The organism is Huijunlia imazamoxiresistens, from assembly GCF_037132455.1.
Lineage (GTDB): Bacteria > Bacteroidota > Bacteroidia > Chitinophagales > Chitinophagaceae > Flavisolibacter > Flavisolibacter imazamoxiresistens.
On the sequence record NZ_JBBBEI010000006.1, the window covers coordinates 227182 to 252385 of the forward strand.

A 25204-nucleotide genomic window follows, 5' to 3' on the forward strand; every position below is an offset into this window, starting at 1 on the left:
ATGCAACCGGGCCTGGCAGTGGGTAAAGCCAATCTGCAAAAGTAACGGAAAGCAGGGCAGAAAACATGATCAAAAGCAACATTTTAGCGTTAAAATTGATCACATCAATAAAAACGAAATGTTTATATTCAGCGCCTTTCGGGCTACCAAAATACCCTTATGCCCTTCTTTTTTGAAAGAATTTACGGCAGTTTCTTCCTTCTACGCTTACAGGCACGACAAAGCCACCGGGAACTGCCGCTGCCGGTGGCTTGCAATAATATAGTAGCCCCTATCCTTAGCTCAACAGCACCAGCTTGCCGTCCATGTAAACCGGCAGGATGTTCGCCTGGTCTTCGGTAAGGCAATGGCGGATGTCGCGTTCCAGGCCGTAATTCATGAGGCGGTGGTAGTGCGAGGCATCGGTTTTCTTCATGAACTCGTACAGGTCGCCCCCGGCAGCATTGTACAGGGTTTCCGCCACGTGCGAAGCGTCGCAGTTTACCCGGAAATGCTCCTTGATGCGGGACAGCACAGCGCCGGCAAAGAGGGTATCCTCGATATTCACGCGGTCCTTCCAGGCGGCACAGGCCAGGATCACATTGCGCCCGGTCTGCACCAGGTGGTCGCAGACGGCCGAAATGTTCAGGAACGAACCGGTGATGATCTCGGTGGCGCCTTTGGCCAGGGCCATATGCAACAGGCGGGTGCCGTTGGTAGTGGTCAGCACCAGGGTTTTGCCCTGCACGAACTCGCGGGGGTACTCGAAGGAGGAATTCCCGTATTGCAGTCCTTCGGCTATCTGGCCGTCGCGCTCGCCGGCAGTGATGCAGGCCAGCTTCTTGCCCAGCTGAATGCACTTCTGCACGCTGTCGACAGGAATAATATATTTTCCGCCGTTGAACAGCACGGTAGCGATGGTGGAGGTGGCCCGCAGCACGTCGATGACCACTACGATACTGTCGCGCACATCGTACAGGTGCAGCAGCGCAGGGGACAGACAGGTGTACAGGGTTGGCTTGTTACTCATTTATTTAATACGACAATTTTATGCCTGCAAATACTGAGCGGCTCATTTTGCAGTTTGTTTGATTCGATTTTCCGCACTAAAAATACACTTAATTATTATTCTTCAGCTAAAAGGGGCTTTTACCACTTTCGCCTGCAGCAGTTTTTCGCGTACTTTAATGTAGATAGGGGTGTCCGGGTCCGAAAATCCCGTTTGCACATACCCCAGGCCGATGGCCTTGTTCAGGCTGGGCGCCTGTGTACCCGAGGTCACCTGCCCGATGACGGCGCCCTGGGCGTCCGTGATCTCGTAGCCATGGCGCGGGATGCCCCGGTCAACCATTTCAAAACCGACGAGCTTGCGGGAGAGGCCGGCGGCCTTTTGCCGCTCCAGGATCTCGCGGGCGGTAAAGTCCTTGGTAAACTTAGTGATCCAGCCCAGGCCGGCTTCCAGGGGAGAGGTCTGATCGTCGAGGTCGTTACCGTACAGGCTGTAGCCCATTTCCAGGCGGAGGGTGTCGCGGGCGCCGAGGCCGATGGGCTTGATGCCCTGTTCCCTGCCGGCCTCGAAGATGGCGTTCCAGATGGTTTCGGCATCCTCCCCCTTGTTCTCAAAATAGATCTCTACGCCGCCGGCGCCGGTATAGCCGGTAGCGCTGATGAGCACATTGTCCACCCCGGCAAACTTGCCTTTTACAAAAGTGTAATATTTCAGGTTGAGGATATCCAGGTCGGTCAGGGACTGGAGGATCCTGGTGGCATTGGGCCCCTGCACGGCCAGCAGGGCCGTCTGCTCGCTGATATCGTGCAGCTGCACGCCTTTGGAGTTGTGCTCCACGATCCAGGTCCAGTCCTTTTCAATGTTGGAAGCGTTGACCACCAGCATGTACGCCTTGTTTTCTTCCAGGCAGTATACCAGCAGGTCGTCCACGATGCCGCCGTGCTCGTTGGTCAGGCAGCTGTACTGGGCCTTGCCGGCGGTGAGCTTGGAGGCGTCGTTGGTAGTGACCCGCTGGATCAGTTCCAATGCATGGTCGCCCTTCAGGATGAATTCGCCCATGTGGCTGACGTCGAATACGCCGGCATTTTGACGCACCGTCTGGTGTTCGTCATTGATTCCGGTATAACTGATCGGCATGTTATGGCCGGCAAAGGGTGCCATTTTCGCACCCAATTCGATATGCTTCCGGGTAAAGGGCGTATTCTTCATTCCTTAGGTTTTGTTGTGCGCAAAAATAGCGGATAAAAGCAAAAAAGGCTCCCCGCCGGGAGCCTCCAAGTAAACAGCCGCGAAGGCTGCCAACTTCAACCAAGGTTAAATGATAAAGGGAAACGAGGTAAGGGGTGCGCGCACGGTGCTTCTCTCGGGGGCTTCCGGAGCTTCGGGTGCCTCAGGCCGTTCCGGTTGTTCCTTTCTTTCGGGGCGTTCCGGCAACTCGGGCCGCTCGGGGACCTCGTGGTTCCGCCCGGACTTTACCGGTTGGGTAAGAGAGTCGGCCGGTGTTTTCCGGTATTCGTAAATGCCTTCTTCGGATGGGGGCGCTTTTTTGCCCACTTCTTCCAGCTCGCCCGATTCGGTCATAATGTAGTCGGTATTGGTGTGCCAGTCGAAATTATCGTCGTCATTCCAGTCCATTTCCCAGTCGCGGTCCCAGCGCCCCCGGCCCGAACCTTTAAAGTTCACGGCATGGTAGATGCCACCCACGGATTCGTCGAACCGCAGCTTTTTACCTACGGGCACCCGGATCTCCACTTCCACCCGTTGGCCGCGGAACTTCTGCTCCCGGGACATGGCGTAACCGCTTTGGAGCACCAGCACGCTGTCCATGGGAAAAGCGGCGTAGCGGATCTTGCCGGCCCGTTGCTGGGCCTCCTGGCGGTTGCGGCCGGCGCTGTATTTATAAACGGCCACGTGGTAAAACGAATCGGTGCTCCGGTGGATGCGCAGCCGCACATTGGCCAGGTGCAGCGAATCCTCGGTCAGGTCAAAACCTTCTTCCGAATCGATCCAGCCGAAGGTGCCGCTATAGCGGATGGGCTCTTCGTCCACCCGTACGGTCAGGCGGCCGCCGGCGGGGTTGAGGTCGCCTACGGGTTCTTTTACCCGGTTGTGGTAGCGGAAGTCGCTCACCATGCTGGAGGTGAACAGGCCCAGGCTGATGAATCCCAGCAGCCACAGGCCGCCGAAGGTCCAGCCCAGGTAATTATTGTGGGAGCGCACCTTCATCATCCGCCGCACGATCCAGGTGATCAGGGCCACCATCGGAACGCCCAGGAAAAACAGCAGGGTGCACCAGAGGGCTACCTTCTGGGAAGGGCTGCCCAGCAGGAAGTCGTTAAAGGGCTGGGCCACGCCGCCGAAGAGGAACGCCATCACGGCCATGAACAGACCAAAGGCGATACAGCCGGCCACGAAAAGGAAAAAGGCTTTGAACAGCAGGCCGATGGCGTAGCCCAGGCCGCGGGCCACGGGCCGGGCGGTATGGGCCATTTCAGACGCGATGGTGCTGCCGTGGGTGCCGACGAATTCCCGGGCCTGGGTGCCGTACACCTTGGCGGAGGTCTTTACTTCCTCGCCCCAGGCGTGGGCCTTGGTTCGAAACAGCTCCATTTCGTCTTTTACGTTCTGGCGGATGCTGGCCACGTCCACCTTTTCACCCCTCATTTCCATTTTTTCAAACGGGCTCCGGGCAATGGGCAGCACGATCCACAGGACGATGTAGGCCATGACGAAGGTGCCCGTGAGGGTGCCGAACGCAAAATCGAAGGGAAAGAAGTTGTGACCCCAGGGCTCAAAGATGCCGGACACCAGGCTGATGAAGATATTCAGCAGGATAGGGGCGGCAAAGATGATGCGGATGGTCCAGGGCTTTTTGTTGAAATAGGCTGCCAGCCCGCCGGATACGCCCCCGAAGATGCGATCGTCGGGGTTGCGGAACAGGCGCTTGCCCACATAGGCTTCCAGGTCGCGGGCGGGCAGGATGATCCAGAGCAGAATATAGAGCAGGAAGCCCATGCCGAAGCCGCCAAAGGTCACCAGCACAAACAACAGGCGCACGATAGCCGGGTCGATATTGGCATAGTTGGCGATGCCGGAGCACACGCCGCCCAGGATCTTATCGGAGGCATCGCGGTACAGCCGTCCCTGGAAGCGGGGGCGCTGTTCCCCTGCAGGTGCAGCAGCTTCCGCCGTACCGGCGGCGCCGGCGGTTTCAAACGCTTCCGCCTGCTCGAAGTCCTCTACCCGGCCCATGGAGCTGATGATCTCTTCCACGTCGACCTCGGTGATGGCGGCGGAGCCTTTTTTCACCTTTTCGTTCATCAGTTCGGAAATACGGCTTTCGATATCGCTGATGATCTCGTCGCGACCTTCCTCGAGGGCAAAATAGCGGCGCAGGCTTTCGATGTACCGCTTCAGTATTTCGTAGGCAGCGTCTTCGATGGGAACCACCCTGCCGGCCAGGTTTATGTTGATAATCTTTTTCATTTGCGTTTGGTTGAAGTTTAAGCGTTCATTTCTTTTTTACGGGTAAGGGCATTGACGCCGTTGGAGAGCTCCTGCCAGGTTTGCTCCAGCTCGCGGTAAAACGTTTCGCCCTTTTCCGTCAGCGAAAAGTATTTGCGGGGAGGGCCGCTGTTGCTTTCCACCCAGCGGTAGGTAAGCATGTCGGCGTTTTTCAGCCGCGTCAGCAGCGGGTACAGGGTACCTTCCAGGATGTGCAGGTTGGCGGCTTTCATTTCTTCCACGATGTCGCTGGGGTAGGCCTCACCCCGGCGGATAATGGACAATATGCAAAACTCCAGGATTCCCTTACGCATCTGGCTTTGTGTGTTTTCAATATTCATATTCTACCTCCGGAATAAACTGGTTTTTGTTTCTGTTACAAATCTAAGTTGTTATCAGGTACTATGCAACACATAGTACCATATTTTTTTTAGTAGTTTATAAAACCCCGGATGGCATAAAAAAAGCACCCACCGACAGGATGAGTGCTTGAGGCACGTTTCTATTTTCTGTTATTTACAGGCCGGCCGGCTGTCCGGTCGCTTGATGGTTGGCAGGAGCGCTGGCTACATACGTTTTTTCTTCCGGGCTGAGCGGCACCACGGCATAGCGCTTGATCCCGTTGATGGTGGCCTCGTCCAGGGCATCGATGACATTTTCATAGGTGGACTCGTCGGAGGGCTTGATCAGGTAAATGAGTTGGTCGGGGGCATCGGCCATTTGCTTTTGCTTTGCCCGTACAAAGGCGCCAAGGCCCGTATACAGGTTGTAGCTGGTGGCGAAAACCTTTTTCTGCTGCACCGCTTCTTCCCAGCGGCCGTAATACACATAGGCCTTATTGTCCTTTCCCAGCAGCACGCTGATGGTGTTCGACTCGGGAGCCTTGCTGGGCGGCCCGTCGGCAGGCATGGCCAGCTGGGCCACGCGGCTTTCGGCCATGGTGCTGGTCAAAATAAAGAAGGTAATGAGCAGGAAGCCAAGGTCGACCATGGGGGTCATGTCCACCCGTAGCGAAGGGCGGAAGGTGCGGTGCTTTTTGCCGGAAACAACGGCGGGTACGTCCATTTGTGCCATAATTAATTTTCTGATGAGATGCAGCTGGTTCCATAATCCATAGCGCTTTATCCGATTTCCCTCTTTTTTCTCTTAGCTTATCTCTTAGCTATTTCGTAGCTTTTTACCATGAAACCCATTATCATTCCCACTGATTTCTCCTCTTCTGCCGATAATGCGGCGCACTTCGGCGCCCAGCTTGCCAGTGCCCTGGGCAGCACGCTCTACCTGCTGAACGTGTACCAGATACCCGTAAGCATCAGCGATATACCGGTAATGATGATCTCGGGGGAAGAACTGAAGAAGAATGCCGACGAGGGACTGGAACGCAGCCGCGAGGAATTGCAAAAAACCTATCCCGAACTGGCGATCGTTACGGAAAGCCGGCTGGGCGACGTGACCACCGAACTAAAGGATTTTTGCCGGGAAGTGGACCCGCTGGCCGTGCTGATCGGCAGCCACGAGGAAAGCGGCTTCGAGCGCCTGCTCTTCGGCAGCACCACCCTGTCGGTGATCCGCCACCTGCAATGCCCCGTCATGGCCATCCCGGCTGCCAGCAGGTTCGCCCCGGTACGGAACGTGGTGTTTGCCACCGACCTGCAGGCCCTGTCGCCGGCCACGGCCCTCAAAATTGTCAACCTCACCCAGCTGTTCAGCGCCAGCCTGCACATTGTGCATGTGGATGTAGGCGGCGAAGACCCCGCCGCCCACCCGCCCGGCGAGCAGGTAAAAAAACTGGAAAACCAGTTGCAGCCCCTGCAGGCTGTTTTCCATGAAATTAAGGACGGGGACGTGGGCCATGGCATGCAGAGCTATGCCGAACAAAACCAGGCCGACCTGATCATCGCCGTCCAGCACAAACACAGCTTCTGGGAGCGCTTCCTCTGGAAGGACCACTGCGAAAGCGTGCTTACCCACGTGCAGGTGCCCCTGCTGGTGCTGCCGGAATAGGTGCAGGACCCCTATAAAAGCAAAAAACTACAAAAGTCTTGAAGACTTTTGTAGTTTCCTTGTTGTAGTTTATTGCGTTTAGCGGCCGCTTAAAACTCCGCGCTCTTCGGCGTGCGGGGGAAGGCGATGACGTCGCGGATGTTGCCCATGCCGGTGACAAACTGCACCATGCGCTCGAAGCCCAGGCCAAAGCCCGCATGCGGCACGGTACCAAAGCGACGGGTATCGAGGTACCACCACATTTCCTGCACCGGAATATGCATTTCTTCCATGCGGTGTACCAGCTTGTCGTAACGCTCCTCGCGCTGCGAGCCGCCGACGATCTCGCCAATGCCCGGCGCCAGGATGTCCATGGCCGCCACGGTCTTGCCGTCGTCGTTCTGGCGCATGTAAAACGCCTTGATCTCCCGGGGATAGTTGGTCACGATCACCGGCTTTTTAAAATGCTTTTCCACCAGGTAGCGCTCGTGCTCGCTCTGCATGTCGATGCCCCACTTCACGTCGTACTGGAACTTTTTCTTTTTGTAGGCAGGAGAGGCCAGCAGGATGTCGATGGCTTCGGTATAGGTAATGCGTTCAAAAGCGTTATCGGTCACGAACTGGAGCTTCTGGATCAGGTCCAGCTCACTGCGCTCGGCCTGGGGTTTTTGCTTTTCCTCGTCCAGCAGGCGCTGGCGCAGGAACTCCAGGTCGTCGGCGTTGTGCTCCATGGCGTATTTAATAATGTAGCGGATGAACTCTTCGGCCAGGTTCATGTTGTCCTCCAGGTCGCAGAACGCCATTTCGGGCTCGATCATCCAGAACTCGGCCAGGTGACGGGCGGTGTTGGAGTTCTCGGCCCGGAAGGTGGGTCCGAAGGTATAGATCTCGCCAAAGGCGGTGGCGCCCAGTTCGCCTTCCAGCTGGCCGCTTACGGTGAGGTTGGTGGCACGGCCGAAGAAGTCCTCGGAAAAGTCGATGCTGCCGTCTTCTTTGCGCGGCGGGTTGTCCAGCGGCAGGGTGGTTACCTTGAACATTTCACCGGCGCCTTCGGCGTCGCTGGCGGTAACGATGGGCGTATGCAGGTACACAAACCCTTTATCGTTGAAAAATTTATGGATGGCAAAGGCCAGGCTGTGGCGGATGCGGAAGACCGCGCCAAAGGTGTTGGTACGGAACCGCAGGTGGGCAATTTCACGCAGGTATTCCAGGCTGGGCCGGTTTTTCAGCTGGAGCGGGTATTTTTCCGCGTCGCAATCGCCCAGGATCTCCACTTCTTCGGCTTTCACTTCCAGCTTTTGTCCCTTGCCCTGCGAGGCCACCACGGTGCCCGTCACCTTTAAGGACGCGCTGGTGGTGATGCGCTTGAGGAGATCGTCGCCGTACTTGCCCAGCTCGATGACTACCTGGAGATTCTGGTTGGTAGAACCATCGTTTAAGGCCACAAACTGGTTGTTGCGGAAGGTGCGCACCCAACCCATAACCGTCACTTGTTGCCCCTGGGGCTCCAAGCCTAAGAGCTCCTTTATTTTTACCCTATTGTTGAACATATGCTAAATTAAGTGGCGGCAAAGATAAACTTCTGATCGAACCGGGCATACAGGGAAGAAAAATGAAGAAAAAGGCGTTGGAAAGACCGTAAAACGAAAAGAAATTCTTTGAAAAATGAAGGATCAGAAGTACTTTAACCCTCTGTTCTACGGAATTGTTTTTTCCCCGGATCTCCTGTTTCCGGCGAGGGAAAAAATAGAGAGCGACCGCACTTTTGAAAGGCATCCCGAACGAACTATCTTATTATACATTAATATTTTAACTATTAAAACAATTGTTGCCGTTGTGAACAATTTAGGTCGATGGTCAAACGTTAAAACTGACAAAATTATAGAAACAGGGCAGAAAAAGGGGCAGATAAGGGGAAAATACTTATGACAAATTGCCATTTTAGGCCCGTTAAAGAACGGTAAAAATTTTTGTGTTTCCTATTTTAGCATTATAATTGCACTGAATTTCGTTGAGAGCCATCCCTTTATTACTCGCAACAACCTGGTTTTTTTCAAGTCCATTCAAAATTTAATCAAAAACTCATTTTGTAAGTAGATGTCCCCCTCCGGACATTTTTAAATAAGACCTCCTTATGTACGATATTTTGCAGCTGAACGATATGATCGTTCCCGAATTGCTGGACATAGCCGAACAGCTTGACATAGACAATGCAAAAAAGCTGGACAAACAAGAACTGATTTATAAAATTTTAGACAAACAGGCCGTTCGGGCAAGCGAGGGAAAAGTAACCGGCGACAAGCCCAAGCGCAAACGTATTGTAAAGGCGTCCACCGCACACAGCAACGAAGAAGCGGTAGTGGAATCCATGCCCGAAGACGAACCGGTGAAAAAGCCGGCCAAGAAAGCCGCCCCGGCCGCTAAAAAAGAAGAACGCAAAGAAGAACCCCGTAAAGAGGAGCCCCGTAAGGAAGAACAGCGTCCGAAAAGAGGCCGCAAAAAAGCAGAACCCCAGCCGGTTGCCGAAGAACAGCCCGCCGCCGAACATCAGCCCATCGGCCTGGAAGACCGCAACGTCCACTCCATCAACGAATCCCTCAACGACCGCGATGACAACCAGGCGCCGGAAGTAGCCCTGGAGCAAGAAACCGCTTCCACCGCCGACAAGATCTTTCAAAATACCGCCCGGTTTTTCCCCCAGCGTCGCGAGCAGGTGTTCAATATCGAATTCGACGGCGTCATCAACGGCGAAGGCGTACTGGAAATGATGCCCGACGGCTACGGCTTCCTGCGCTCCTCCGACTACAACTACCTTTCTTCTCCGGACGATATTTATGTTTCTCCCTCCCAGATCAAATTATTCGGCCTCAAAACCGGTGATACCGTTTTCGGATCGGTACGTCCTCCGAAAGAAGGAGAAAAATATTTTGCCCTGCTGAAGGTGGAAACCATCAACGGCAAAACCCCCGAAGAAGTACGCGACCGCGTGCCCTTCGACTACCTGACGCCGCTGTTCCCGTACGAAAAGCTGAACCTCTTTACCCGTGCCGACAACTACAGCACCCGCATCATGGACCTGTTCACCCCCATCGGTAAAGGACAGCGCGGCCTGATCGTGGCCCAGCCCAAAACGGGTAAGACCATGCTGCTGAAAACCGTGGCCAACGCCATTGCCGAAAACCACCCCGAGTGCTACCTGATCATCGTGCTGGTAGACGAACGCCCGGAAGAAGTTACCGACATGGAACGCAGCGTACGCGCCGAAGTGATCGCCTCCACCTTTGACGAACCGGCTGAAAAGCACGTAAAGGTGTCGACCATCGCCCTGCAGAAAGCCAAACGCCTGGTAGAATGCGGCCACGACGTGGTGATCCTGCTGGATTCCATCACCCGCCTGGCCCGTGCCCACAACACCGTAGCACCGGCCTCCGGTAAGGTATTGTCGGGTGGTGTGGAAGCCAATGCCATGCAGAAGCCCAAACAATTCTTCGGCGCCGCCCGTAAGATTGAAAACGGCGGCTCGCTGACCATCCTGGCCACCGCCCTGATCGATACCGGCTCCAAAATGGACGAAGTGATCTTCGAAGAATTTAAAGGTACCGGCAACATGGAATTGCAGCTCGACCGCCGCCTGGCCAACCGCCGCATCTTCCCGGCCATCGACCTGGTAGCTTCCTCTACCCGCCGCGACGACCTGCTGCTGGAAAGAGACGTGCTGCAGCGCATGAACCTGCTGCGCGTGTACCTGACCGATATGAATTCCGAAGAAGCGATGAACGAACTGTTGAAGCGTATGCGCGGCACCAAGGACAATTTCGAGTTCCTGGCATCCATGAACGGATAAGCAGCTGATTGTCAAGTTGTTGCATTTACGGCCCTGTTTTTGTATTTCTGAGGCAGGACAAAATACCTCAGACTATGAAGAAAAATGCAATCAGGAACCTGTGGGTAGCCGGACTGGCTCTAGGCTTTGCCGCCTGCGGCAACAGCAATGACAACAATGCGACGACCGACGGATCGACTTCCGAGACGACGACATCAACAACCACTACGGAGACGTCCACGAGTTCGTACAGCGCCCGCGCCGACAGCTTCCGCATCAATAGCGAGGCAGGTAACTACCTCGACGCCCGTACCGGCAAACCGATCCGCATCAACGTTGATACGACAACGGGAGCCCGTACCAATGCGGAAACCAACGAACCGGTAGACTACTATGTCGATAAAAGGACCTGGTGGGTCTATGACAACGAAAACTGGGATTCAATCGGTACCGCCCGCATGGAAAAGGAAAAACTGGAGTTCCGTGGTGACAACGACAAATGGGTGCCCTACGGACAGAAGTGGAAATCCGACGGCAAGGACCACAAGCTGAAGTCGGGTGATACCAAGATGAAAGTGGATGAAGACGGCGACATCAAAGTGAAGTCCGGAGACGAAAAGATGAAGATGGACGATGAAGGCGCCAAGATGAAGACGAAGGACGGCAAGATCAAATCGGATGATGACGGCATCAAAACCAAATAGTAAAAACAAACCATAAAGAAAAAGGCTCCCTACCGGAAGCCTTTTTCTTTTATACGATCCTTTCTTTACAACAGCGCATCGATGCGCCCGGCCAGCTTGCGGTCCTTATCCGTGACGATATTGCCGGCATCATGCGTATTGAGCCAGACCTCCACGGTATTCCATACGTTGGTCCAGCGGGGGTGGTGGTTCATTTTCTCGGCAACAAGCGCCACCCGGCTCATAAAACCGAAGGCCTCATTGAAATCTTTGAACTCGAATTTGCGATAAAGCGCATTGTCTTTTTCTTCCCACATAGAAGGAGGTTTTGTGATAAATGAGAAATGAGTAATCAGTAAGGGGTGATCGACACGCTTAAGGTACTCATTACTCATTTCTCATCACTTATTTCCTTAAAACACCAGGTGTTCTTTGTTGCGGATCTTTTCGTTGGTCAGCTCTACCACCAGCTGCACGCCGTTCAGGCCGCGGATGCAGGCACTGAGCTGGTGGAAGGCGGCATCATTGACCTCGTACCCTTTCAACAGCCACAAAAAGTCCAGGTGCCGCAGCTCGGGCAGCAGGTACTCGCCGTCGAACTGGTTGTTGTACAGGTAATGCACCAGGTTGGTGTGGCGCTCGGCATACTCGTACACCGCAAAAAAGTAATTGCGGTATTTACGGGTAAGCTGGATCTCGATATCGTTGTTGATGCGGAAGTCAAAACCCAGGAACGTATTCAACCGCCAGCAAAACTGGTAATCCTTTATCGGCGCCATGACTCCGATCAGCCGCGTGTCCTCAAAAAACGTATCCGTCATTTCCTTGGGATCAAGGATAAGGTTGGTGTTGATCACTGTTGTCTGTTTTAAGTTTAAAATTCCACTGGCGCACTCAGCTTCTGCTCGCCCCTGCTGAACTGCACCGTTGTCCGGTCGCCCTTCTTAAAATGCCCCAGGGCCTGCATATACTTTTCCAGCGTCTGTACACTGAAGTCGCCCAGCTGGATAATGACGTCGCCCTGCTGGAGGCCCGCCTTCTGTGCGGGCCTGTCCGCGCTGACGGCATCCACCCGCACCCCATGGCCGCTGAAGGAATAGTCCGGCATGATGCCCAGGGTAACGCTGAAGGAGGCGGACGCCATTGCCGGTCCCGCTTTGGTTCTGGTAAACACCAGCCGTTCTCCCGTCTTGTGCTGCCACTCGAGCAGGCTGTAAATATGCCGGATCACGGCCACTTCGCCCGGGTAATTGATCTTAGTGAAATCATCCGTGGGCTTGTGGTAGTCCGCATGGATGCCGGTAAAGTAAAACAGTACCGGTATGTTTTTCAGGTAAAACGAGGTATGGTCGCTGGGACCGGTACCGCTGGAATCGAATCGGAACGACAGGCCGCTGCTGTACAGGCCTTTCTTGCCCGAAATCCCATAAGCCTTTGCCCAGGCCGGGGACGTGCCGAAACCGCCCACCGTCAGGGTAGGGGAGGCCTCGTTCAGGCGGCCTACCATGTCCAGGTTGATCATGTAGTTGACCGAGCCCAGGTCCACGGTGGGATGTTCGGTAAAATATTTCGATCCCATCAGCCCCTGCTCCTCGCCCGAAAAGGCAATGAACAGGTAATTGTTTTTATTCAGGCCGGAGGCTTTCAGCTGGCGGGCCAGCTCGATGAGGGCGGCCACGCCGCTGGCATTGTCATCGGCGCCATTGTGCACCTGGTTGCTGTTGTCGCGTTGCAGCGAGGTGCCTTCCTCGCCCCGTCCGAGGTGGTCGTAATGGGCGCCCAGGATAATGGTGGCCGGGGCCTTGTTGTCCAGGAAGCCCAGCACGTTGGTGCCGCTGCGCTTCTTGTCCCCGATATCGGTTTTCAGCTTGATGTCCAGGGTAGCCTGCGGATCGTTGAAATACTTTTTCACCGCGTCGCGGGTAAGGTACACCACCGGTATTCCTACGGCCTGCACCTGCTGCCGGCCATCGAATTTCAGCCCGTCCTCCTCTTTCGAGGTATTGTAGACAAAAAGGGCCGTAGCGCCTTTCTTCTGGCAGTCGGCAGCTTTTTGCTGCAGGGCGCCGGCCAGGTCGAAGTGCGGGTTGGCGGCCTGGGCCTCCAGCAATTCCTTCAGGTCGTAAAACCAGGGCATCTGCACTTCCTGGAGCGCCATGGAGGGCAGGGCTTCCAGGGAGGTGTTGGCACTGAAAGCCAGGGGAAAGAATTCCCGGTTCAGGTACAGCCCTTGACCGCCGACGGTCAGCAGGGTGGACGGATTGATCTGCCGGCCCTCGTAGATATCGAACGGCTGGTAGAAATTGTCGGAGCCCTTCGGCTGAAGTCCCGCTTTGGCAAATTCATTGCTAATATATTCCCGGGCCTGCTGTTCGCCCTTGCTGCCCGTGCGGCGGCCTTCGAGCGCATCGGCGGCCAGGTACTCAATATGTTTTTGAAGATTGGTAACGGTTTGCTTGTCCTCCTTCCTGAGCTTTTGGGCAGTTGCGCCGGTGCTGAACACAACCAACAGGACGATCGAAAAGATAAGGTTCCGCATTCTGATAAACTTTCGTTGAAGACTGCAAATGTATTTAAAGAGTTGCCAGTTTCCGACCCGGCAGTTCCTTCAAATACAAAAGTTTACGAGTTTACGGGTTTACGAGTTTACAAGTTGTGCGTATGCCCGTAACTCTTTCCCTAATTTAAAGCATTGGCAGATATAAAAAAGAAAACTTCTATTCACTATTTATCCCCGTTTTCCACCGCAGGCACCACTCGTAAACCCGGAAACGTGTAAACGCGTAAACTATTTTGTGTCCGAAAGTTTTGTAAAACTTCCGATTTCGTAAAAGGCTGGGCTTAAAGCGCGGTAATTTTGCGGCCACCATTATCACCGTGAGTTCTCAAACAATCAATATAGCCCTGGTCGGTAATCCCAATTGCGGGAAAACCTCTTTATTCAACTGCCTGACCGGCCTGAACCAGCAGGTAGGAAATTTCCCCGGCGTGACCGTGGACAAAAAAACCGGCACGACGGAAATTTCAGAATCTATAACCGGGCACATCATTGACCTTCCCGGCACCTACAGCCTCTATCCCAAGCGTCTGGACGAATGGGTGAGCTACCGGGTGCTGCTCGGGCAGGACAAGGATATCTCGGCCGATGTCTTCGTAGTGGTAGTGGATGCCAGCAACCTGAAGCGCAACCTGCTGTTCTGTACCCAGATCATTGATATCAAAAAGCCCGTGGTCATCGCCCTGTCCATGTTCGACCTAGCCCGGCAAAAAGGCATCAGGATCGACCTGATGGAGCTGGAGCGGGAACTGGGCGTGCCCGTGGTGGCCATTAACCCCCGCAAGCAGAAGGGCATCCCCCAGCTGAAAAAAGCTATTGAACAAACGGCCCTGAACCTGTATCATGTGCCGGCCCGTGACTTTATCGACAACAAGGCCCTGGCACACCAGCCGGTGGAAGACCTCAAAAAACTCATGCCGGCCGTCAGCGATTACGGCGCCATCCACCTGCTGATCAACCACGAGGGCTTCGACTTGGATGAACCGACCCAGCAAAGCATCGAACGCATCGAGGAACAGCACGGCTTCAACCATACCAAAACCCAGGCTTCCGAGATCCTACAACGCTACGGCCGCATCAAGCACCTCATGCAGGTGGCGGTTTCGGAACCCGACCCGCTGGAGCAAACCTTATTTACCGACAAGCTCGACAATATATTATTACACCGCCGCTGGGGTTACCTGATCCTGCTGGCGGTCCTGTTCTTCCTGTTCCAGTCGGTTTTTTGGCTGGCGCAATTCCCGATGGACTGGATCGAGCAGGGCTTTTCCGCTTTTAGCAGCTGGGTATCGAACGCCCTGCCCGAGACCTGGTTCAGCGACCTGCTGGTCAACGGGGTAGTGGCCGGCCTGAGCGGCATCTTTATTTTCGTCCCGCAGATCATGATCCTCTTTGCGCTGATCACTCTGCTGGAGGATACCGGCTACATGGCCCGCATCTCGTTCCTGACCGACCGGCTGATGCGTGCCGTAGGGTTGAACGGCAAAAGCGTGATGCCGCTGATCAGCGGTTTTGCCTGCGCCGTACCGGCGATCATGTCGGCCCGCAATATTGAAAACCGCAAGGAGCGGCTGCTGACCATCCTGGTCACCCCCCTGATGAGCTGCTCGGCCCGCCTGCCGGTTTATACCATATTGATCAGCCTGGTCATTCCCAATACGTATGTTCTCGGCTTCATCAACCTGCAGGGGCTGACCATGATGGGGCTCTACCTGCTGGGACTGGCCATGGCCATGCTGGTATCTTTTATCGCCCGCTGGTTCATCCACCTCAAGGACCGCAGCTTCTTTATCCTGGAGCTGCCCATCTACCGGGCGCCCCGCTGGAAGAACGTGATCCATACCATGATCAACAAGGCAAAGATCTTCGTAGTGGATGCCGGCAAGATCATTATGGTCATCAGCCTGGTGCTTTGGGGCCTGAGCTCTTTCGGCCCCGGCAACCGTATGGACCTGGTGGAACAGCAATACGCCGATGCCCGGGCTACCGGTGCAGCGCCCAAGGACTCGCTGCAGCAGACCTACCAGTCCGCCAAGCTGGAGAACTCGTATGCCGGCATGATCGGCAAAACCCTGGAACCCGCCATTGCCCCCCTGGGCTTCGACTGGCGCATCGGCATTTCGCTGGTGACCTCCTTTGCCGCCCGCGAGGTGTTCGTCGGCACTATGGCTACCCTGTACAGTGTTGGGGATGACGAGGACGGCATGCTGCTGCGAGATAAGATGAAGGCGGCCAAAAGAGAAGACGGCAGCCCCCTGTTTACGTTTGCCACAGCCCTGTCGCTGATGATCTTTTACGTGTTTGCCATGCAGTGCATGAGTACGCTGGCCGTTACCCGTCGTGAAACCAAAAGCTGGAAGTGGCCGGCTATCCAGCTGGCATACATGACGGCCCTGGCCTATTTCATGAGCCTGCTGGCCTACCAGTTGTTCCGCTAATAGTTAGGGTGGGGGAGGAGCCTAAAAACGAAAAAGCCGGGAACAAGCCCGGCAACCCTTTATGATCTTATAACAGAAGGCAATTTTTTAATTGCTGCTGAGGTTTTTGTAGAGCCCCAGTTCGCCCAGGTCCCAGAGGGAGGTGAGCAGGCCCGCACCCTGCAGGCGCAGGAAATCGGCTTTATAATAAATAGCGCGGGAGGCGTCGACGAAGCTTTGCACCCAGCCATTCTGCATCAGCAGGCCCAGGGAGGCTTCGAATTCATCGGGCGTAAATACCAGTTTGTCAAAAACATCTACCAGGAAAGAGAACGTTTGTTCGCTGCCCCCCAGTTCATTATCATTCCGGGTAATGATCAACCAGGCCAGGAGCAGCACCTCCAGGGTGGAAAGGTCTTCCAGCAGGTGCAGCACCGGGAAGTCGCCTTTCGGCAGGTCGTGTACATTGATCCAGGACGTATCTGAATAATACACGGAGTTGATGGTCGTAAAAAAGAGAGCGCGCCATTTTGTTATATTCATAAAAGGGTATTTAAAGCGTACAACAGGCTGCACCACCCACCTATCTTACAAGAAAAACAAAAATAAACCGGATTGCCGGAATTTTCCAAAGAAACCCCGAAAGACAAGGTGATTCCCTTAAAAGGGCCGCCGCGGATAAACAGGTACCCATAAGCGAAAGGGCGTTGCCCGCCCCATGCCGCTTCCGGTATAGAGCCGTTGCAGCACCGGGGCTCCAAATTTTACAAGAGGTGTGCCACATGCATAACAGGCATGAATAAACTATAAAAGGCAAAGGCTTCCGGGCGCCCCGGCCGGCATAATCGTTTCAAAAAAGGTGATTAATTCTCCCGTATTGACTTTGCTCCTGATTGCATTGGATGGTTTTTTCTACTTTTAACCTGTTATGATTATCCGGCATATTCCGTTCTTAAAAAGCGTCTTTTTATATAGCGTCACGGCATTCGGAGGTCCCCAGGCCCACATTGCCATGATGATGAAAAATTTTGTTCACCGTACCCCTTACGTCACCGAGGAGGAGCTGCTGGAATATAATGCTTTCTGTAACCTGCTTCCCGGCGCTTCTTCCACGCAGACCGTTGCCCTGATCGGCTACAAGAGAGGCGGTGTTTCGCTGGCCATCCTCACCCTCATTGTCTGGATTTTGCCGGCCTGCCTGATCATGGGCGCCTTTTCGTTCCTGCTGGAACAGCTCAGCGGCAAAACCGTCCGGCAGGACCTCTTCCAGTTCATTCCCGCGCTGGCGGTCGGGTTCCTGGCCTATGCGACCACGGCTTCCTTTAAGATCTCGATCCGCAATACGATTACGTGGGGCGTCATGCTGGTCTGCGCCCTCACCACCTTCCTGCTGTTCAAAAAGCCCTGGATCTTCCCGCTCCTGATCGTGCTGAGCGGGCTGGTGACCAACATCAGCACCCGGCGTATTCCGCAAAAGGAAACGAAGCCCAAAAAGATCAAATGGCGCAACATCTGGCTGTTCGCCACCATCTTCCTGGTGGCGGGTCTGACCAGTGAATCGGCCCGGCACTACAACTGGCCCGAGCGCAAACCCATTAACCTGTTTGAAAACGTTTACCGCATGGGCAGCCTGGTATTCGGCGGGGGCAACGTGCTGATGCCGATGATGTACGAACAGTTTTGCGTACGGCCGGCCGATGTGAAACACAAAAACCCGAACCCTATCCAGATCGACAAGGAAGACATGATCACCGGCATGGGCGTGGTGCGGGCTGTGCCGGGACCGGTCTTTTCCATTGCTTCGTTTACCGGGGGCATGGCGTTAAAAAACGACGGGCCGTATATGCAAGCCTTTGGTTGCCTGATCGGCACCATCGCCATCTTCCTGCCCAGCTTCTTGCTGGTGCTGTTTTTTTATCCTATCTGGCACAACCTGAAGAAGTACGCGGTGATCTACCGCTCGCTGGAGGGCATCAATGCGGCCGTAGTGGGGATCATGATCGCGGCCACTTTTTACATTATGAAGGACATTTCACTGATGGAGGCGCGGGTGGAAAGCGTCCTGAATATTGGGATCATCCTGGCGGCTTTCCTCATCCTGCAGTTTACCCGTGTGGCTTCACCTTTCCTGGTGCTGGCCTGCCTGCTCCTGGGCTACTTTTTATGAGCCAGGTAATAGCGCTGGCTTTTTATTTCTGCCTCCACCACTTCGGGCACGAGGTATTTAATGGACTTATGCTCCTTGATTAAGCGGCGTATCCCTGTGGCGGAAATTTCCAGCAGGGGTGCGTCCAGCACCTGGATATCGCCGGGCAGGTCCGTCTGGATGTCAAAGCCCGGGCGGGAATATACCAGGATGCGGGAGGCCGAAAGGATGGCCTCGTAGTTTTTCCATTTTTTAAGGTTCTGGAAGCTGTCGCCGCCCATGATCACCGAGAACTGGTGGTCGGGGTATTTTTCGCGCAGGTAGGCCAGGGTCACCGAAGTATAGGAAGGTTTGGGCAGGGTGAACTCGATGTCCACGGCCCGCAGGCGGTCGTCGCCTTCGACAGCCTTGCGCACCAGGTGCAGGCGGTCGTATTCGTTGAGCAGGCTGGCCGATTCCTTGAACGGGTTCTGGGGCGACACCACGAACCAGACCTTGTCGACGTTGGTGGCGTTGAGTACGTGGTTGGCAATGATCAGGTGCCCGATATGAATGGGGTTAAACGATCCGAAGTAGAGTCCGATCTGCATGCGGTTATTTGGTTCCCTTTTGCCGTTCTAAAATAATCTGGTGGGCTTCGTTGAGGCGGAGGCTGAGGGCATAGCCAGCCACGCGAATGGAGATGGGATCGCCCAGGGGCGCCACCTGTTCCACCACCACCACTTCTCCGGGGATGCAACCCATTTCCATCAGCTTCAGTTCCAGGTCGGGGGAGGCGAAGCTTTTGATCACCGCTCGTTGGCCGGGTTTGAGTTCAGATAATCTCATAATTTTCAATTAAAGCCAAATCTATTGCAAACTGTATCAAAAGGGTTTACGATTTTTGAAAATCATGGAACAAAGCAATGAAACGGTGTTTTTTCACCACCTGTACGGTTATTTTTATTTCCCCCACCGCGGCCGGGTAAAGGAGTTTGTGCGGGAGCTGGCCTCCCTGGAAGGCAAGACCATTGAAACCATCAACTATATTTTTTGCTCGGATGCGTACCTGCTGGAGGTGAACCAGCAGTACCTGAACCACGACACCTTTACCGACATCATCACTTTCGAGCTTTCGGAAAAAGGACAGCCCCTGGTGTCGGATGTTTACATCAGCATCGACCGAGTCAAGGACAACGCCCAAAAGTTCGGCGCCACCTTTACCAGGGAATTGCTACGGGTGATCTTCCACGGCGCCCTGCATTTGTGTGGCTATAAAGACAAAACGGAAAAAGAAGAAAAAAAGATGCGGGCGAAAGAGGATTACTATTTGGAATACTTCCGTGTTCCACGGGACACTGTTTCATAAAGGAACATCCCGTTTTATCCTATACATAATTGCCCGGCCCTGTAAAACAAGGCCGGGCTTTCTTTGAAGCCGGGCAGTCCAAAGAAACAGCAGTCAACCCCATTAGTTCCACGTAACACGGTTTCTAAAAGAAACATTTCAACTTACCTTTGCCCGATGAACCGGAAACGATGGACCCCGCAGACGGAAGTGACCGAGACCCTGCTGAAATTCCGCGAAAAACGAAAATGGCAGATCGCCCTTCGCAGGTACGTGCTGGAAAAAAACAAATCCTCCTTTTACGCCCCTTACTTTGGACTCGACATTGCCTCCTTCCGCGAATGGATCGAACAGCAATTCGATGAAGAATGCTCCTGGGAAAATTTTTCCGATGCCTGGCAGTTCGACCATGTCGTTCCCATTGCCCACTTTGATTTTGAAGACGAAGCCGACTTAAGGCTCTGCTGGAACTTCACCAATATCCGCGTCGCCCTGGTAAACGCCGAAGGAAAAAGAAACCGAATCACCCCCCTGGCCGCCAAAGCCTATTTCGAAGACCTGTACCGCAAAACCGGCTACGAGGTCTGCCGCCGGATGATGGAAAAAATTGAGCAGATCGAAGAAGAGCAGGTTGGCGGCAATGAACGACTCGAAGACTTTATCCGCCGCCAGAAGAGCCATATCGATCTCCTGGTCACTTTTACTTCCTACGACTTCGACCGGCTGAACACCGGTACCGATATCGCCGATATTACCTTTGAAAAAGAATTTATAAAAAAGTTCAGTTAAAGGGCCTTTCCTTACCAATAAAGTAGTTTTGCCGAATGTTTCCCGAATACGATATTATAGTCGTTGGCGCCGGGCATGCGGGCTGTGAAGCCGCCGCTGCTGCCGCCAACATGGGTTCAAAAACGCTGCTCGTCACGATGAACCTGCAAACCATTGCCCAGATGAGCTGTAACCCGGCCATGGGCGGTATCGCCAAAGGACAGATCGTTCGCGAAGTCGATGCCCTCGGCGGTTATTCCGGCATCGTTTCCGACGCGTCCATGCTGCAGTTCCGTATGCTCAACCGCTCCAAAGGCCCCGCCATGTGGAGCCCCCGGGCGCAAAACGACCGGATGCTGTTTGCCCAGAAATGGCGCGAAATGCTGGAGCATACCAATAACCTCGACTTTTACCAGGACATGGTAAAAGGCCTCATCATCGAAAAAGGCAAGGCCGTCGGCGTCATCACCGGGCTGGGCCACCACATAAAAGCCAAAGCCGTGGTCCTCACCAACGGTACGTTCCTTAACGGCGTCATCCATATTGGCGAAAAACGCTTCGGCGGCGGCCGGGTAGCCGAGAAAGCTGCCGAAGGCATTACCGAGCAACTGGTGTCCCTGGGCCTGGAAAGCGACCGCCTGAAAACCGGTACGCCCCCCCGCGTAGACAGCCGCTCGCTCGACTACAGCAAGATGGAAGAGCAGCCCGGCGACGACGAGATCTCCGGCTTCTCCTATCTCGATACCAAAAAGCCTACCCGGCAATTGAGCTGCTGGGTCACCTATACCAGCGAAGAAGTTCACGACATCCTGAAAACCGGCTTCGACCGTAGTCCCATGTACGCCGGCCGAATCGAAGGAGTTGGCCCCCGCTACTGCCCCAGCATTGAGGACAAGATCAACCGCTTTGCCGAACGCGACCGCCACCAGCTGTTCGTGGAACCGGAAGGATGGAATACCGTGGAGATCTATGTCAACGGCTTTTCGACCTCGCTGCCCGAAGAGGTGCAGTACGAAGCCCTGCGGAAAGTAAAGGGTTTTGAGAACGTAAAATTCTTCCGCCCGGGTTACGCCATCGAATACGACTTCTTCCCGCCAACACAGCTGGCCTACAACCTGGAGACGAAGCAGGTGGAGAACCTGTTCTTCGCCGGGCAGATCAACGGCACTACCGGCTATGAAGAAGCGGCTTGCCAGGGAATCATGGCCGGCATCAACGCCCACCTGAAGGTGCGGGGTGAAAAACCCTTTATCCTGAAAAGGAGCGATGCTTATATCGGCGTACTGATCGACGACCTGATCAGCAAGGGTACCCAGGAACCCTACCGGATGTTTACCTCCCGGGCCGAGTTCCGCACCCTGCTGCGCCAGGACAATGCCGACCTGCGCCTGACCGAGCTGAGCTACCGCATGGGCCTCGCCTCCCAGGAACGGATGGACCGGGTGCTGACCAAGAAGCGGAATGTCGAGGAGATCAGAGAGGAACTGAAAGGGATTGCCCTGGAACCTTCGGAGATCAACGAGACCCTGGAAAGCCTGAACAGCTCGCCCATTACCGAAAAGCAACGGGTGGAAAAGCTGCTGCTGCGTCCCAATATTTCCCTGCCCGACCTAATGACCGGCGTACCCCGCCTGGCGGAAACCCTCAAAATATTTGACAAGGAATCCCTGGAACAGGCCGAGATCCAAACGAAGTACCAGACCTATATCGACAAGGAAAAGGAACTGGTGGCCCGCATGCGCCAGATGGAAGACCTGGCCATCCCGGAAAACTTCGACTACAAAAAAATCCAGGCCCTGGGTATCGAAGCCCGGGAAAAGCTGAACCGTATCAAGCCCCAGACCCTGGGCCAGGCCAGCCGTATCTCAGGCATTAACCCCAGCGACGTGCAGATCCTGATGGTCTACATGGGTCGATAAGAAAGAATAAAATTTACAGTATAAATCCCGGCACCCGCCGGGATTTTTTTATTGGTGAAGGGAGGCTCATCAGGCCTAACGGGCCGCAATATCCCAGCACAGGGCGCAGCCCTGTGTTTTCATGCAGAAAGTTCTTCTAAGCCCTGTAAGGGCGTAATATCCTGATGGACCTAAGGTCTGCTGCATTCCTTTGAAGGTATTACGCCCTTTCAGGGCTGTGCTCGAGAAACATTGCTTACACAGGGCAGCGCCCTGTGCTGGGATATTATGGCCCGTTGGGCCTGAGCGCCAGTAAAACCACATCAATTAAATTTATCTTCTAATGGCGGGGTAGGGGAGGGGTTAGTGCAATACCTCCTCTGGTATCCATCCTTTTTCGTCCCCGGCACCAACGAAGGCAAAGGCGCCAAAATAGCCAAGCACCCCAACGGCTGTGCCCCGAGATAGCTTCCTTTTCCGGGCGGAAGCCCTACCGGGATTTTCGTACAGGAAGCTTTCGGCCCGGAGCTTTCGCTGCTGTAAAACCGCCCGGGCCGATGCTCCCGAACGGATGGGCAACTGGATCGTTCGGCCATCAGGCAGGACAGCCCGGAAGGTTTTGGAGGAAAAGGCCAGCGGGTAAAGCAGGGTATTTTGCGGAACCAGCACCATGCTGTCCGCCACCGGGATCCGTTCGGGCCGGATGAGCCGCAAGGTATCTTTCAGGTGGACCGGTACGACCGCAATTTTATCCGGCTCCTTAATCCGGGGATCGATAAAAGGCAGGGGGTCGATGGCGCCGTCAAGACCATAAATTCCGAAATGCAAATGCGGGGGCGTAGTGCGGGCATTGCCCGTATTGCCGACCAGCCCGATGGTATCACCGGCCCGGACCTTCTGGCCGGCAGTGGCCAACTGCTCGTCGAGGTGGGCATAGTAAAGGGAAACGGAGCGTCCCTTAGGTTTCATCCAGACCACCTTGCCGCCCAGGTTATTTTCATTCACCCGGGTAATGCGCCCGTCGGCGGCCGCCACCACCGGTGTGCGGAAGGGCGCAAACAGGTCCACGCCTTCGTGCCGCCTTCCCCCGGCATCGCGGGCATCGCCCCAGACACTGCCCACCCTTCCCTTGCCCCCCGCCACCGGTGAGCCCAGGGAAGGACCTACAGAAATGCGGAGCGAATAGTCGCCGGCTGCCAGCAATTCGGGCTGGAGTCGCAACACAAAGGTGGCCGCTTCGTCCACTTCATGCTCAAAACGCACCTGCCCGGTATCCATAGAAGTGACCAGGAAAGTATCCCCGTTTGGCGCTACTTCCCAAAGGTCTACAAACAATCGAAAATGTTCCGGCGGGTAACGTTCCACGTGAAATATCAATTTGGCACCCTGGCGGGCAGAAAAGGAAAGGCCGGCTGCCCTTGGACGGTCAGCCGGAAAATAGCCCGCTTCGGCATACGGCAGGGCAACCGGCTGTGGTAACGCAAGCGCCTTTGCTGCAGCCTCGAACCACAGCCTTCCCATAACGGTCTCCTGGAGCCCGGCATTTTTTAGCCGTTCGCCATATGCCTCGTGCCGGTTTTTTCGCCCCGATAGCCCGGAGGTCCCTTCCGTACAACTCCAAAAAAATCCACCGAGAACCAGAAAATAAAGCCACCTCATGCTGCAGAAGGAGGCAAAAGCTAAGCCATAGCCGGCAGAAAAATAGTGTAGGAAACCGGTAGGGAAGAAGGGCAAAACCCCTGAGCCAAGCTCAAGTTGTCCTAAATTTATAGCAAGGAACCCTTTTTTATCCCGTTCAAACTTATCGCCACCATGACCCAGGCTCTCCCGTACCATCGCAGTGTATGCCTTCACTTTAAACAACAGGAAAAAACCTGGAACTTCTTTGCGGGCGCAACCGCCAAAACCGAACAACTGCAACAGTTCAAAACCGGGCTGCTGAAAAATACCTATAAGTTCAACCCGGCTACCGACCAACATATTTATGAAAAGGTAGAAAAAGCCAGGAAGGCCCTTCGGCTGGACCACTTGGCCGTATGGGTGTACCAGGCCCAGTTTACCGAAGAAACCAATGCCACCATTGCCTACCTCGACGGCGAAGCCCATATCGTCTTCAGCGGCCAGGTTACCCAGCTCCTCAATGAAGAAGAACTGCTGGCGGTGATCGCCCACGAGCTGTCCCATGTGCTCCTGTACACCCTGCAGGGCGGTGAACTGGAAATAGCCGACCGCATCATTACTGCCATCGCCAACAACTACAGCAGCGAACCCGCGTATGTAGAAACGGCCCGCCTTTTCCGCCTGTATACCGAGATCTTCTGCGACCGCGGCGCCCTGGCGGTTGTCGGCGCTCCCGACCCGGTCATTACTTCCCTGGTAAAGCTGTCCACGGGCCTGGACCAGGTAAGCGCCGACAGCTACCGGAAGCAGGCCGAAGAGATCTTCTCCGCCGACGCCCACCTGAAGGCAGCCACTGTAACCCACCCCGAAAACTTTATCCGTGCTAGGGCCGTCCAGCTCTGGCAGGACCAGGGCGAAGCGTCCCTGCCCCTGATCACTAAAATAATCGAAGGTACCGCCGACCTGGACCAGCTGGACATCTTCCGCCAGGAGGAACTGACGGCCCTGACCCGGCAGGTTCTGCAGCTTTTCTTAAAGCCCCGCTGGTTCCGAACCGTAAGGGTGCTCGGCACTGCCCGCCAGTTCTTTCCCGACTTTGCACTAAAGGACGAGGCCGTGCTCACCAACGACCTGGCCGGCAGGGTAGGGGAGGGGCACGCCAGCGTCCGGGAATACCTGGCCTACCTGCTGCTCGACTTTGTACTGGCCGACCCCAGCCTGGAAACCGTGCCTTTTGGCTGGGCTTTCCAGTTCGCCGAAGACCTCCAACTGAAAGAAGCCTTCGAAACCGTGGTCCAAAAAGAATTCAAGTTCAGCGATAAAAAACTCCAGCAACACAAACAAAAGTCCCTGGCCGCCTACTACGAAGTAAAAGAAAGCACCGCCGAACAGGTATACCAGGACTGATTCAATTTCGGATTTGGGATTTCGTCTCGCCTCGGGCGAGAGGATCCCCTCGATAGGTGAAAGAGTCTTTCTCCTTTGAAGGG

The 25204-nt window shown here is 54.8% G+C and carries 23 protein-coding genes; 10 read left to right on the top strand and 13 right to left on the bottom strand.

Annotation, left to right across the window (positions count from 1 at the left end; all coding sequences use genetic code 11):
• Positions 1–277 precede the first annotated feature (277 nt).
• The 5 genes from V9K67_RS10010 to V9K67_RS10030 all read right to left on the bottom strand — a co-directional run bounded on the left by V9K67_RS10010 (position 278) and on the right by V9K67_RS10030 (position 5566).
• On the bottom strand, positions 278–1009 hold the full coding sequence (locus tag V9K67_RS10010; RefSeq protein WP_336721982.1) for a 2-phosphosulfolactate phosphatase: 732 nt from the start codon (positions 1007–1009) through the stop codon (positions 278–280).
• Positions 1010–1111: 102 nt separating this feature from the next.
• Entirely contained in the window at positions 1112–2197 is a 1086-nt protein-coding gene (gene gcvT, locus V9K67_RS10015) for a glycine cleavage system aminomethyltransferase GcvT (protein ID WP_336721983.1), read from the bottom strand.
• 105 nt (positions 2198–2302) lie between these two features.
• Entirely contained in the window at positions 2303–4474 is a 2172-nt protein-coding gene (locus V9K67_RS10020; protein WP_336721984.1) for a PspC domain-containing protein, read from the bottom strand.
• Positions 4475–4491: 17 nt separating this feature from the next.
• Positions 4492–4806, bottom strand: a complete 315-nt coding sequence (locus V9K67_RS10025) for a PadR family transcriptional regulator (RefSeq protein WP_336721987.1) — start codon at positions 4804–4806, stop codon at positions 4492–4494.
• A gap of 202 nt (positions 4807–5008) precedes the next feature.
• Positions 5009–5566, bottom strand: a complete 558-nt coding sequence (locus V9K67_RS10030) for an ExbD/TolR family protein (RefSeq protein WP_336721990.1) — start codon at positions 5564–5566, stop codon at positions 5009–5011.
• A 108-nt stretch (positions 5567–5674) separates the two neighbouring features.
• Between V9K67_RS10030 and V9K67_RS10035 the strand changes: the two genes are divergently transcribed.
• Entirely contained in the window at positions 5675–6496 is an 822-nt protein-coding gene (locus V9K67_RS10035) for a universal stress protein (protein WP_336721991.1), read from the top strand.
• An 89-nt stretch (positions 6497–6585) separates the two neighbouring features.
• Here the strand turns inward: V9K67_RS10035 and asnS are convergent, their stop codons facing one another.
• Positions 6586–8025, bottom strand: a complete 1440-nt coding sequence (gene asnS, locus V9K67_RS10040) for an asparagine--tRNA ligase (RefSeq protein ID WP_336721994.1) — start codon at positions 8023–8025, stop codon at positions 6586–6588.
• Positions 8026–8140: 115 nt separating this feature from the next.
• Here asnS and V9K67_RS10045 point away from each other — a divergent pair, with 115 nt between their 5' ends.
• From V9K67_RS10045 to V9K67_RS10055, 3 genes are all read left to right on the top strand, one after another.
• Entirely contained in the window at positions 8141–8404 is a 264-nt protein-coding gene (locus V9K67_RS10045; RefSeq protein ID WP_336721996.1) for a hypothetical protein, read from the top strand.
• Positions 8405–8609: 205 nt separating this feature from the next.
• Positions 8610–10319 (top strand): transcription termination factor Rho, encoded by a 1710-nt coding sequence (gene rho / locus V9K67_RS10050; protein WP_336721998.1) that lies wholly within the window; start codon positions 8610–8612, stop codon positions 10317–10319.
• Between the two features lie 74 nt (positions 10320–10393).
• The gene (locus V9K67_RS10055) at positions 10394–11002 is read left to right on the top strand and encodes a hypothetical protein (RefSeq protein ID WP_336722000.1); all 609 of its coding nucleotides are present in this window, start codon (positions 10394–10396) and stop codon (positions 11000–11002) included.
• A gap of 65 nt (positions 11003–11067) precedes the next feature.
• Here V9K67_RS10055 and V9K67_RS10060 read toward each other — a convergent pair whose 3' ends face one another.
• The 3 genes from V9K67_RS10060 to V9K67_RS10070 all read right to left on the bottom strand — a co-directional run bounded on the left by V9K67_RS10060 (position 11068) and on the right by V9K67_RS10070 (position 13520).
• A complete protein-coding gene (locus tag V9K67_RS10060) occupies positions 11068–11298 on the bottom strand; it encodes a 4a-hydroxytetrahydrobiopterin dehydratase (protein WP_336722003.1) in 231 nt (76 codons plus the stop codon).
• A gap of 96 nt (positions 11299–11394) precedes the next feature.
• Entirely contained in the window at positions 11395–11838 is a 444-nt protein-coding gene (locus V9K67_RS10065; protein WP_336722005.1) for an IPExxxVDY family protein, read from the bottom strand.
• Positions 11839–11855: 17 nt separating this feature from the next.
• A complete protein-coding gene (locus tag V9K67_RS10070) occupies positions 11856–13520 on the bottom strand; it encodes a M20/M25/M40 family metallo-hydrolase (RefSeq protein WP_336722008.1) in 1665 nt (554 codons plus the stop codon).
• Positions 13521–13858: 338 nt separating this feature from the next.
• Between V9K67_RS10070 and feoB the strand changes: the two genes are divergently transcribed.
• On the top strand, positions 13859–15976 hold the full coding sequence (gene feoB, locus V9K67_RS10075) for a ferrous iron transport protein B (RefSeq protein ID WP_336722011.1): 2118 nt from the start codon (positions 13859–13861) through the stop codon (positions 15974–15976).
• 87 nt (positions 15977–16063) lie between these two features.
• Here the strand turns inward: feoB and V9K67_RS10080 are convergent, their stop codons facing one another.
• Positions 16064–16498, bottom strand: a complete 435-nt coding sequence (locus V9K67_RS10080; protein WP_336722013.1) for a hypothetical protein — start codon at positions 16496–16498, stop codon at positions 16064–16066.
• A gap of 385 nt (positions 16499–16883) precedes the next feature.
• On the opposite strand from V9K67_RS10080, the gene chrA reads away from it, so the two are divergent.
• Positions 16884–18122, top strand: a complete 1239-nt coding sequence (gene chrA / locus V9K67_RS10085) for a chromate efflux transporter (RefSeq protein WP_336722015.1) — start codon at positions 16884–16886, stop codon at positions 18120–18122.
• Here chrA and nadD read toward each other — a convergent pair.
• Together nadD and V9K67_RS10095 are read right to left on the bottom strand one after the other, a co-directional pair.
• Positions 18110–18691 carry a nicotinate (nicotinamide) nucleotide adenylyltransferase gene (gene nadD, locus V9K67_RS10090; protein ID WP_336722016.1) on the bottom strand — a complete coding sequence of 194 codons (582 nt, stop codon included), beginning with the start codon at positions 18689–18691 and terminating at the stop codon, positions 18110–18112. The two genes, chrA and nadD, sit on opposite strands and share 13 nt — an antisense overlap.
• A gap of 4 nt (positions 18692–18695) precedes the next feature.
• Positions 18696–18929, bottom strand: coding sequence for a FeoA family protein (locus V9K67_RS10095; protein ID WP_336722017.1), 234 nt, complete (start codon positions 18927–18929; stop codon positions 18696–18698).
• 64 nt (positions 18930–18993) lie between these two features.
• Between V9K67_RS10095 and ybeY the strand changes: the two genes are divergently transcribed.
• From ybeY to mnmG, 3 genes are all read left to right on the top strand, one after another.
• Positions 18994–19449 (top strand): rRNA maturation RNase YbeY, encoded by a 456-nt coding sequence (gene ybeY, locus V9K67_RS10100; RefSeq protein WP_336722018.1) that lies wholly within the window; start codon positions 18994–18996, stop codon positions 19447–19449.
• A gap of 156 nt (positions 19450–19605) precedes the next feature.
• Positions 19606–20217: a hypothetical protein gene (locus V9K67_RS10105; protein WP_336722019.1), complete on the top strand. Its 612-nt coding sequence runs from the start codon at positions 19606–19608 to the stop codon at positions 20215–20217.
• Positions 20218–20252: 35 nt separating this feature from the next.
• Positions 20253–22115 carry a tRNA uridine-5-carboxymethylaminomethyl(34) synthesis enzyme MnmG gene (gene mnmG / locus V9K67_RS10110; RefSeq protein WP_336722022.1) on the top strand — a complete coding sequence of 621 codons (1863 nt, stop codon included), beginning with the start codon at positions 20253–20255 and terminating at the stop codon, positions 22113–22115.
• A 342-nt stretch (positions 22116–22457) separates the two neighbouring features.
• On the opposite strand, the gene V9K67_RS10115 is transcribed toward mnmG, so the two are convergent.
• The gene (locus V9K67_RS10115; protein WP_336722024.1) at positions 22458–23372 is read right to left on the bottom strand and encodes a M23 family metallopeptidase; all 915 of its coding nucleotides are present in this window, start codon (positions 23370–23372) and stop codon (positions 22458–22460) included.
• A gap of 534 nt (positions 23373–23906) precedes the next feature.
• On the opposite strand from V9K67_RS10115, the gene V9K67_RS10120 reads away from it, so the two are divergent.
• Positions 23907–25121 carry a M48 family metalloprotease gene (locus tag V9K67_RS10120; protein WP_336722027.1) on the top strand — a complete coding sequence of 405 codons (1215 nt, stop codon included), beginning with the start codon at positions 23907–23909 and terminating at the stop codon, positions 25119–25121.
• The last annotated feature ends 83 nt before the right edge of the window (positions 25122–25204 follow it).

Coding starts and splice junctions, on each gene's coding strand:
- V9K67_RS10010 (WP_336721982.1), bottom strand. CDS start 1,009: ATGAGTAACAAGCCAACCCTGTACACCTGTCTGTCCCCTGCGCTGCTG.
- gcvT (WP_336721983.1), bottom strand. CDS start 2,197: ATGAAGAATACGCCCTTTACCCGGAAGCATATCGAATTGGGTGCGAAA.
- V9K67_RS10020 (WP_336721984.1), bottom strand. CDS start 4,474: ATGAAAAAGATTATCAACATAAACCTGGCCGGCAGGGTGGTTCCCATC.
- V9K67_RS10025 (WP_336721987.1), bottom strand. CDS start 4,806: ATGCGTAAGGGAATCCTGGAGTTTTGCATATTGTCCATTATCCGCCGG.
- V9K67_RS10030 (WP_336721990.1), bottom strand. CDS start 5,566: ATGGCACAAATGGACGTACCCGCCGTTGTTTCCGGCAAAAAGCACCGC.
- V9K67_RS10035 (WP_336721991.1), top strand. CDS start 5,675: ATGAAACCCATTATCATTCCCACTGATTTCTCCTCTTCTGCCGATAAT.
- asnS (WP_336721994.1), bottom strand. CDS start 8,025: ATGTTCAACAATAGGGTAAAAATAAAGGAGCTCTTAGGCTTGGAGCCC.
- V9K67_RS10045 (WP_336721996.1), top strand. CDS start 8,141: ATGAAGGATCAGAAGTACTTTAACCCTCTGTTCTACGGAATTGTTTTT.
- rho (WP_336721998.1), top strand. CDS start 8,610: ATGTACGATATTTTGCAGCTGAACGATATGATCGTTCCCGAATTGCTG.
- V9K67_RS10055 (WP_336722000.1), top strand. CDS start 10,394: ATGAAGAAAAATGCAATCAGGAACCTGTGGGTAGCCGGACTGGCTCTA.
- V9K67_RS10060 (WP_336722003.1), bottom strand. CDS start 11,298: ATGTGGGAAGAAAAAGACAATGCGCTTTATCGCAAATTCGAGTTCAAA.
- V9K67_RS10070 (WP_336722008.1), bottom strand. CDS start 13,520: ATGCGGAACCTTATCTTTTCGATCGTCCTGTTGGTTGTGTTCAGCACC.
- V9K67_RS10080 (WP_336722013.1), bottom strand. CDS start 16,498: ATGAATATAACAAAATGGCGCGCTCTCTTTTTTACGACCATCAACTCC.
- chrA (WP_336722015.1), top strand. CDS start 16,884: ATGATTATCCGGCATATTCCGTTCTTAAAAAGCGTCTTTTTATATAGC.
- nadD (WP_336722016.1), bottom strand. CDS start 18,691: ATGCAGATCGGACTCTACTTCGGATCGTTTAACCCCATTCATATCGGG.
- V9K67_RS10095 (WP_336722017.1), bottom strand. CDS start 18,929: ATGAGATTATCTGAACTCAAACCCGGCCAACGAGCGGTGATCAAAAGC.
- ybeY (WP_336722018.1), top strand. CDS start 18,994: ATGGAACAAAGCAATGAAACGGTGTTTTTTCACCACCTGTACGGTTAT.
- V9K67_RS10105 (WP_336722019.1), top strand. CDS start 19,606: ATGAACCGGAAACGATGGACCCCGCAGACGGAAGTGACCGAGACCCTG.
- mnmG (WP_336722022.1), top strand. CDS start 20,253: ATGTTTCCCGAATACGATATTATAGTCGTTGGCGCCGGGCATGCGGGC.
- V9K67_RS10115 (WP_336722024.1), bottom strand. CDS start 23,372: ATGGATACCGGGCAGGTGCGTTTTGAGCATGAAGTGGACGAAGCGGCC.
- V9K67_RS10120 (WP_336722027.1), top strand. CDS start 23,907: ATGACCCAGGCTCTCCCGTACCATCGCAGTGTATGCCTTCACTTTAAA.